The sequence below is a fragment of the Enterobacter sp. P82 genome (assembly GCF_037053385.1).
Classification (GTDB): Bacteria; Pseudomonadota; Gammaproteobacteria; order Enterobacterales; family Enterobacteriaceae; genus Enterobacter.
On the sequence record NZ_JBALHX010000005.1, the window covers coordinates 241394 to 247827 of the forward strand.

The 6434-nt window shown below is 50.7% G+C and carries 9 protein-coding genes; all 9 read left to right on the plus strand.

Annotated elements, in window-relative coordinates; genetic code table 11:
• The first annotated feature begins 7 nt into the window (after positions 1 to 7).
• On the plus strand, positions 8 to 826 hold the full coding sequence (gene fkpA / locus WB237_RS19860) for an FKBP-type peptidyl-prolyl cis-trans isomerase (RefSeq protein ID WP_336215677.1): 819 nt from the start codon (positions 8 to 10) through the stop codon (positions 824 to 826).
• Positions 827 to 992: 166 nt separating this feature from the next.
• Positions 993 to 1715 carry a helix-turn-helix transcriptional regulator gene (locus WB237_RS19865; protein WP_003861697.1) on the plus strand — a complete coding sequence of 241 codons (723 nt, stop codon included), beginning with the start codon at positions 993 to 995 and terminating at the stop codon, positions 1713 to 1715.
• On the plus strand, positions 1715 to 2101 hold the full coding sequence (gene tusD, locus WB237_RS19870) for a sulfurtransferase complex subunit TusD (RefSeq protein ID WP_316942661.1): 387 nt from the start codon (positions 1715 to 1717) through the stop codon (positions 2099 to 2101). The genes WB237_RS19865 and tusD overlap by 1 nt, the downstream gene beginning before the upstream one ends.
• Entirely contained in the window at positions 2101 to 2460 is a 360-nt protein-coding gene (gene tusC / locus WB237_RS19875; protein WP_129994855.1) for a sulfurtransferase complex subunit TusC, read from the plus strand. The genes tusD and tusC overlap by 1 nt, the downstream gene beginning before the upstream one ends.
• 7 nt (positions 2461 to 2467) lie before the next feature.
• Complete coding sequence (gene tusB, locus WB237_RS19880; protein WP_316942662.1) at positions 2468 to 2755, plus strand: sulfurtransferase complex subunit TusB; 288 nt, start codon at positions 2468 to 2470, stop codon at positions 2753 to 2755.
• 124 nt (positions 2756 to 2879) lie between these two features.
• The gene (rpsL, locus tag WB237_RS19885) at positions 2880 to 3254 is read left to right on the plus strand and encodes a 30S ribosomal protein S12 (RefSeq protein WP_000246815.1); all 375 of its coding nucleotides are present in this window, start codon (positions 2880 to 2882) and stop codon (positions 3252 to 3254) included.
• A gap of 96 nt (positions 3255 to 3350) precedes the next feature.
• A complete protein-coding gene (rpsG, locus tag WB237_RS19890) occupies positions 3351 to 3821 on the plus strand; it encodes a 30S ribosomal protein S7 (RefSeq protein WP_003861706.1) in 471 nt (156 codons plus the stop codon).
• Between the two features lie 95 nt (positions 3822 to 3916).
• Positions 3917 to 6031 carry an elongation factor G gene (fusA, locus tag WB237_RS19895; RefSeq protein WP_028017992.1) on the plus strand — a complete coding sequence of 705 codons (2115 nt, stop codon included), beginning with the start codon at positions 3917 to 3919 and terminating at the stop codon, positions 6029 to 6031.
• Positions 6032 to 6100: 69 nt separating this feature from the next.
• A partial coding sequence (locus tag WB237_RS19900) for a GTP-binding protein (protein WP_227647127.1) occupies positions 6101 to 6434 on the plus strand: 334 nt, incomplete at its 3' end.

Below are 6434 nucleotides of genomic sequence, written 5' to 3' on the forward strand. Positions count from 1 at the left end.
GATATGGATGAAATCACTGTTTAAAGTAACGCTGCTGGCGACGACGATGGCTGTTGCGCTGAACGCGCCGCTGTCATTCGCTGCTGATACTGCTGCGAAGCCTGCTGCCACTGCAGACAGCAAAGCGGCGTTCAAAAATGACGACCAGAAATCCGCCTATGCACTCGGCGCATCTCTGGGTCGTTACATGGAAAACTCTCTGAAAGAACAAGAGAAACTGGGCATCAAACTGGATAAAGCTCAGCTGATCGCGGGTGTTCAGGACGCATTTGCTGATAAGAGCAAGCTGTCTGATCAGGAGATCGAACAGACTCTGCAGGCGTTCGAAGCGCGTGTGAAAGGTGCCGCTCAGACTAAGATGGATGCGGACGCTAAAGAAAACGAAGCCAAAGGCAAAGCCTATCGCGATACCTTTGCTAAAGAGAAAGGTGTGAAAACCTCCTCTACTGGCCTGGTGTACAAAGTTGAGAAAGAAGGCACCGGCGATGCACCTAAAGACAGCGACACTGTAGTTGTGAACTACAAAGGTACGCTGATCGACGGTAAAGAGTTCGATAACTCTTACACCCGTGGTGAGCCGCTCTCCTTCCGTCTGGATGGTGTGATCCCTGGCTGGACTGAAGGCCTGAAAAACATCAAGAAAGGCGGTAAAATCAAGCTGGTTATCCCACCAGATCTGGCGTACGGCAAAACTGGCGTTCCGGGTATCCCTGCTAACTCTACACTGGTCTTTGACGTAGAGCTGCTGGATATCAAACCGGCACCGAAAGCGGACGCTAAAGCAGACGCACCGGCTGACGATAAAGCCGCTGCTACTAAGAAGTAATCCTGAAAAAAACCGCCGCCTTTAAGGCGGCGGTTTTTTTATTATGGGGCAGATATAATTAACACTGGAAAGCGTTATACCCGCTGTATTAATTTAGTTGTCCGTGTAGATAATGAGCCTGCCCTGAAAACCTAACGACAGGCTCCTGAAAAGGAGTGTTTTTTTCATGTCCAGGTCGCTTTTAACCAACGAAACCAGTGAACTTGATTTGCTGGATCAACGTCCTTTTGACCAGACCGACTTCGATATTCTGAAATCGTATGAAGCGGTGGTGGACGGGTTAGCGATGCTCATTGGCTCCCACTGCGAAATCGTATTGCACTCCCTGCAAGATCTGAAGTGTTCCGCCATCCGCATTGCCAATGGTGAGCATACTGGCCGTAAAATTGGTTCGCCAATCACCGACCTTGCATTGCGTATGTTGCATGACATGACCGGCGCGGACAGCAGCGTCTCCAAATGCTATTTCACCCGCGCCAAAAGTGGCGTGCTGATGAAATCAGAAACCATCGCGATTCGAAACCGCGAGCATCGTGTGATTGGATTGCTGTGCATCAACATGAACCTTGATGTGCCATTCTCGCAAATCATGAGCACCTTTATTCCACCAGAAACGCCAGATGTTGGTTCTTCTGTTAACTTTGCCTCTTCTGTTGAAGATCTTGTAACTCAGACGCTTGAGTTCACTATTGAAGAGGTGAATGCTGACCGCAACGTATCGAACAACGCCAAGAATCGCCAGATTGTGCTGAATCTCTATGAGAAAGGGATTTTTGATATTAAAGACGCCATTAACCAGGTGGCCGATCGTCTGAACATCTCCAAGCACACGGTTTACCTCTATATTCGCCAGTTCAAGAGCGGTGATTTCCTGGGGCAAGACAAGTAATGCGTTATGCCTTAATGGTGACAGGCCCGGCGTACGGTACTCAGCAGGCCAGCAGTGCGTTGCAGTTTGCGCATGCGCTGTTGAAGGCCGGACATGAACTGGTGAGCGTCTTCTTTTATCGGGAAGGGGTGTATAACGCGAACCAGTTTACGTCACCGGCGAGTGATGAGTTTGACCTGGTGCGTGCGTGGCAGGCATTAAACGAACAGCAGGGCGTTGAACTGCATATCTGCGTGGCGGCGGCACTGCGCCGCGGCGTGGCTGATGCAACTGAAGCTGAGCGCCTGGGTTTATCGGGTTCTAACCTGCAGCCCGGTTTTTCGTTGAGTGGTCTGGGTGCACTGGCACAGGCAGCATTAACCTGCGACAGAGTGGTGCAATTCTGATGAAGCGTGTCGCGTTTGTTTTTTCCTCAGCGCCGCACGGCAGTGCGTCTGGCAGAGAAGGGCTGGATGCGTTGCTCGCGACATCAGCGCTGACTGAAGATATCGGCGTCTTCTTTTTGGGCGACGGTGTATTTCAGCTTCTGGCGGGGCAACAGCCGCAAGCCATTCTGGCGCGCGATTACATCGCGACGTTCAAAGTGTTACCGCTGTACGATATAGAAACGTTCTATGTCTGCGCGGACTCACTGGCTGCACGTGGTTTAAACGAGGCAACGTCTTTCGTGCTGGATGTGACATGCCTGTCTTCCACCGCATTGCGCGAGCATCTTTCCCACTACGACACCGTTCTGACTTTCTGAGGCTACCATGCTCCATACCCTAAGCCATTCCCCCTGGCAGTGTGATATCGACGCGTTATTGAGTATGCTTCGCGAAGGTGATGACCTGCTGCTGCTCCAGGACGGCGTGCTTGCCGCGATTGGCGGCAGTCGTTTCGTTGAAATCCTCAGTAATGCCCCCATAACAGTCTCTGCGCTGAAAGACGATCTTGATGCGCGGGGTCTTTCTGGTCAAATTTCAGCCAAAATTGACGTGGTTGGCTATACTGATTTCGTCAATCTTACTGTGAAGCATGCCAGTCAAATGAACTGGTGATTTGAGATCGCTGTATATTTCTTGACACCTTTTCGACGTAGCCCTAAAATTTCGCGTCCTCATATTGTATGAGGTCGATTTATTACGTGTTTACGAAGCAAAAGCTAAAACCAGGAGCTATTTAATGGCAACAGTTAACCAGCTGGTACGCAAACCACGTGCACGCAAAGTTGCAAAGAGCAACGTGCCTGCGCTGGAAGCCTGCCCGCAGAAACGTGGTGTATGTACTCGTGTATATACCACCACTCCTAAAAAACCAAACTCCGCACTGCGTAAAGTATGCCGTGTGCGTTTGACTAACGGTTTCGAAGTGACTTCCTACATCGGTGGTGAAGGTCACAACCTGCAGGAGCACTCCGTGATCCTGATCCGTGGCGGTCGTGTTAAAGACCTTCCGGGTGTTCGTTACCACACCGTTCGTGGTGCGCTGGACTGCTCAGGTGTTAAAGACCGTAAGCAGGCTCGCTCCAAGTACGGCGTGAAGCGTCCTAAGGCTTAATGGTTCTCCGTTAAGTAAGGCCAAACTGATTTATCTTAATGTCAAACTAAACTCGTAGAGTTTTGGACAATCCTGAATTAACAACGGAGTATTCCCATGCCACGTCGTCGCGTCATTGGTCAGCGTAAAATTCTTCCAGATCCGAAATTCGGATCAGAACTGCTGGCAAAATTTGTAAATATCCTGATGGTAGATGGTAAAAAATCTACTGCAGAAGCAATAGTATACAGCGCGCTGGAGACCCTGGCTCAGCGTTCTGGTAAAAATGAACTGGAAGCTTTCGAAGTCGCTCTCGACAACGTGCGCCCGACTGTAGAAGTTAAGTCTCGCCGCGTTGGTGGTTCTACTTATCAGGTTCCAGTTGAAGTTCGTCCGGTTCGTCGTAATGCTCTGGCAATGCGTTGGATCGTTGAAGCTGCTCGTAAACGCGGTGATAAATCCATGGCTCTGCGTCTGGCGAACGAACTTTCTGATGCTGCAGAAAACAAAGGTACTGCAGTTAAGAAACGTGAAGACGTTCACCGTATGGCAGAAGCCAACAAGGCGTTCGCACACTACCGTTGGTAATCCCTTCGGAGTATTAGTCACCAGGCGGGCGCTTCAGAGAAGCCGCCCGCTCTGGGTAACTTAACTGAACGCCTAAAGATATAACGAGGAATCAAATGGCTCGTACAACACCCATCGCACGCTACCGTAACATCGGTATCAGTGCGCACATCGACGCCGGTAAAACCACTACTACCGAACGTATTCTGTTCTACACCGGTGTAAACCATAAAATCGGTGAAGTTCATGACGGCGCAGCCACCATGGACTGGATGGAACAGGAGCAGGAGCGTGGTATTACCATCACCTCCGCAGCGACTACTGCATTCTGGTCAGGTATGGCTAAGCAGTACGAACCACATCGCGTAAACATCATCGACACCCCAGGGCACGTTGACTTCACCATCGAAGTAGAACGTTCCATGCGTGTTCTTGACGGCGCGGTAATGGTTTATTGCGCAGTTGGTGGTGTTCAGCCACAGTCTGAAACCGTATGGCGTCAGGCGAACAAATATAAAGTTCCACGCATCGCGTTCGTTAACAAAATGGACCGTATGGGTGCTAACTTCCTGAAAGTTGTTGGCCAGATCAAAACCCGTCTGGGCGCGAACCCTGTTCCGCTGCAGCTGGCAATTGGTGCTGAAGAAGGTTTCACCGGCGTTATCGACCTGGTGAAAATGAAAGCCATCAACTGGAACGATGCAGACCAGGGCGTTACCTTCGAATACGAAGATATCCCAGCTGCAATGCAGGACCTGGCTGACGAATGGCACCAGAACCTGATCGAATCCGCTGCTGAAGCTTCTGAAGAGCTGATGGAGAAATACCTGGGTGGTGAAGAACTGACTGAAGAAGAGATCAAAAAAGCTCTGCGTCAGCGTGTTCTGAACAACGAAATCATCCTGGTAACCTGTGGTTCTGCGTTCAAGAACAAAGGTGTGCAGGCGATGCTGGATGCGGTAGTTGACTACCTGCCATCCCCGGTTGACGTTCCTGCGATCAACGGCATCCTGGACGACGGTAAAGATACTCCGGCTGAGCGTCACGCAAGCGACGAAGAGCCATTCTCTGCACTGGCGTTCAAAATTGCTACCGACCCATTCGTGGGTAACCTGACCTTCTTCCGCGTTTACTCTGGTGTGGTTAACTCCGGTGACACCATCCTGAACTCCGTGAAAGCGGCGCGTGAACGTTTTGGCCGTATCGTACAGATGCACGCTAACAAACGTGAAGAGATCAAAGAAGTTCGTGCGGGCGACATCGCTGCAGCTATCGGTCTGAAAGACGTGACTACTGGTGACACCCTGTGTGACCCAGATCACCCAATCATTCTGGAGCGTATGGAATTCCCTGAGCCGGTAATCTCCATCGCAGTTGAACCAAAAACCAAAGCTGACCAGGAAAAAATGGGTCTGGCTCTGGGCCGTCTGGCGAAAGAAGACCCATCATTCCGCGTATGGACTGATGAAGAATCTAACCAGACCATCATCGCTGGTATGGGTGAACTGCACCTGGACATCATCGTTGACCGTATGAAGCGTGAATTCAACGTTGAAGCGAACGTGGGTAAACCTCAGGTTGCTTACCGCGAAGCGATTCGCGCGAAAGTTACCGATGTTGAAGGTAAACACGCTAAGCAGTCTGGTGGTCGCGGTCAGTACGGTCACGTTGTGATCGACATGTACCCACTGGAGCCGGGCTCTAACCCTAAAGGTTACGAGTTCATCAACGACATCAAAGGTGGTGTAATTCCTGGTGAATACATCCCAGCCGTTGATAAAGGCATCCAGGAACAGCTGAAAGCGGGCCCTCTGGCTGGCTATCCGGTTGTTGACATGGGTATCCGTCTGCACTTCGGTTCTTACCACGACGTTGACTCCTCTGAACTGGCGTTTAAACTGGCTGCGTCTATTGCCTTTAAAGAAGGCTTTAAGAAAGCAAAACCAGTTCTGCTTGAGCCAATCATGAAGGTTGAAGTAGAAACTCCTGAAGAGAACACCGGTGACGTTATCGGTGACTTGAGCCGTCGTCGCGGTATGCTGCGTGGTCAGGAATCCGAAGTAACTGGCGTTAAGATCCACGCTGAAGTTCCACTGTCTGAAATGTTCGGATATGCAACTCAGCTGCGTTCTCTGACCAAAGGTCGTGCATCATACACCATGGAATTCCTGAAGTATGATGATGCGCCTAACAACGTTGCTCAGGCCGTTATTGAAGCCCGTGGTAAGTAATCCACAGGATTAAAACCTAAGTCCCGTGCTCTCTCCAGAGGGGAGAGCACTATAGTAAGGAATATAGCCGTGTCTAAAGAAAAATTTGAACGTACAAAACCGCACGTCAACGTTGGTACTATCGGCCACGTTGACCATGGTAAAACTACCCTGACCGCTGCAATCACTACCGTTCTGGCTAAAACCTACGGTGGTTCTGCTCGTGCATTCGACCAGATCGATAACGCACCAGAAGAAAAAGCTCGTGGTATCACCATCAACACCTCTCACGTTGAGTACGACACCCCGACTCGCCACTACGCACACGTAGACTGCCCAGGCCACGCCGACTATGTTAAAAACATGATCACCGGTGCTGCGCAGATGGACGGCGCGATCCTGGTTGTTGCTGCGACTGACGGCC

Bases quoted from the DNA above. Each gene is read 5' to 3' on its own strand.
- WB237_RS19865 (WP_003861697.1), top strand. From the start codon at position 993: ATGTCCAGGTCGCTTTTAACCAACGAAACCAGTGAACTTGATTTGCTG.
- rpsL (WP_000246815.1), top strand. From the start codon at position 2,880: ATGGCAACAGTTAACCAGCTGGTACGCAAACCACGTGCACGCAAAGTT.
- fusA (WP_028017992.1), top strand. From the start codon at position 3,917: ATGGCTCGTACAACACCCATCGCACGCTACCGTAACATCGGTATCAGT.
- tusD (WP_316942661.1), top strand. From the start codon at position 1,715: ATGCGTTATGCCTTAATGGTGACAGGCCCGGCGTACGGTACTCAGCAG.
- rpsG (WP_003861706.1), top strand. From the start codon at position 3,351: ATGCCACGTCGTCGCGTCATTGGTCAGCGTAAAATTCTTCCAGATCCG.
- tusB (WP_316942662.1), top strand. From the start codon at position 2,468: ATGCTCCATACCCTAAGCCATTCCCCCTGGCAGTGTGATATCGACGCG.
- fkpA (WP_336215677.1), top strand. From the start codon at position 8: ATGAAATCACTGTTTAAAGTAACGCTGCTGGCGACGACGATGGCTGTT.
- tusC (WP_129994855.1), top strand. From the start codon at position 2,101: ATGAAGCGTGTCGCGTTTGTTTTTTCCTCAGCGCCGCACGGCAGTGCG.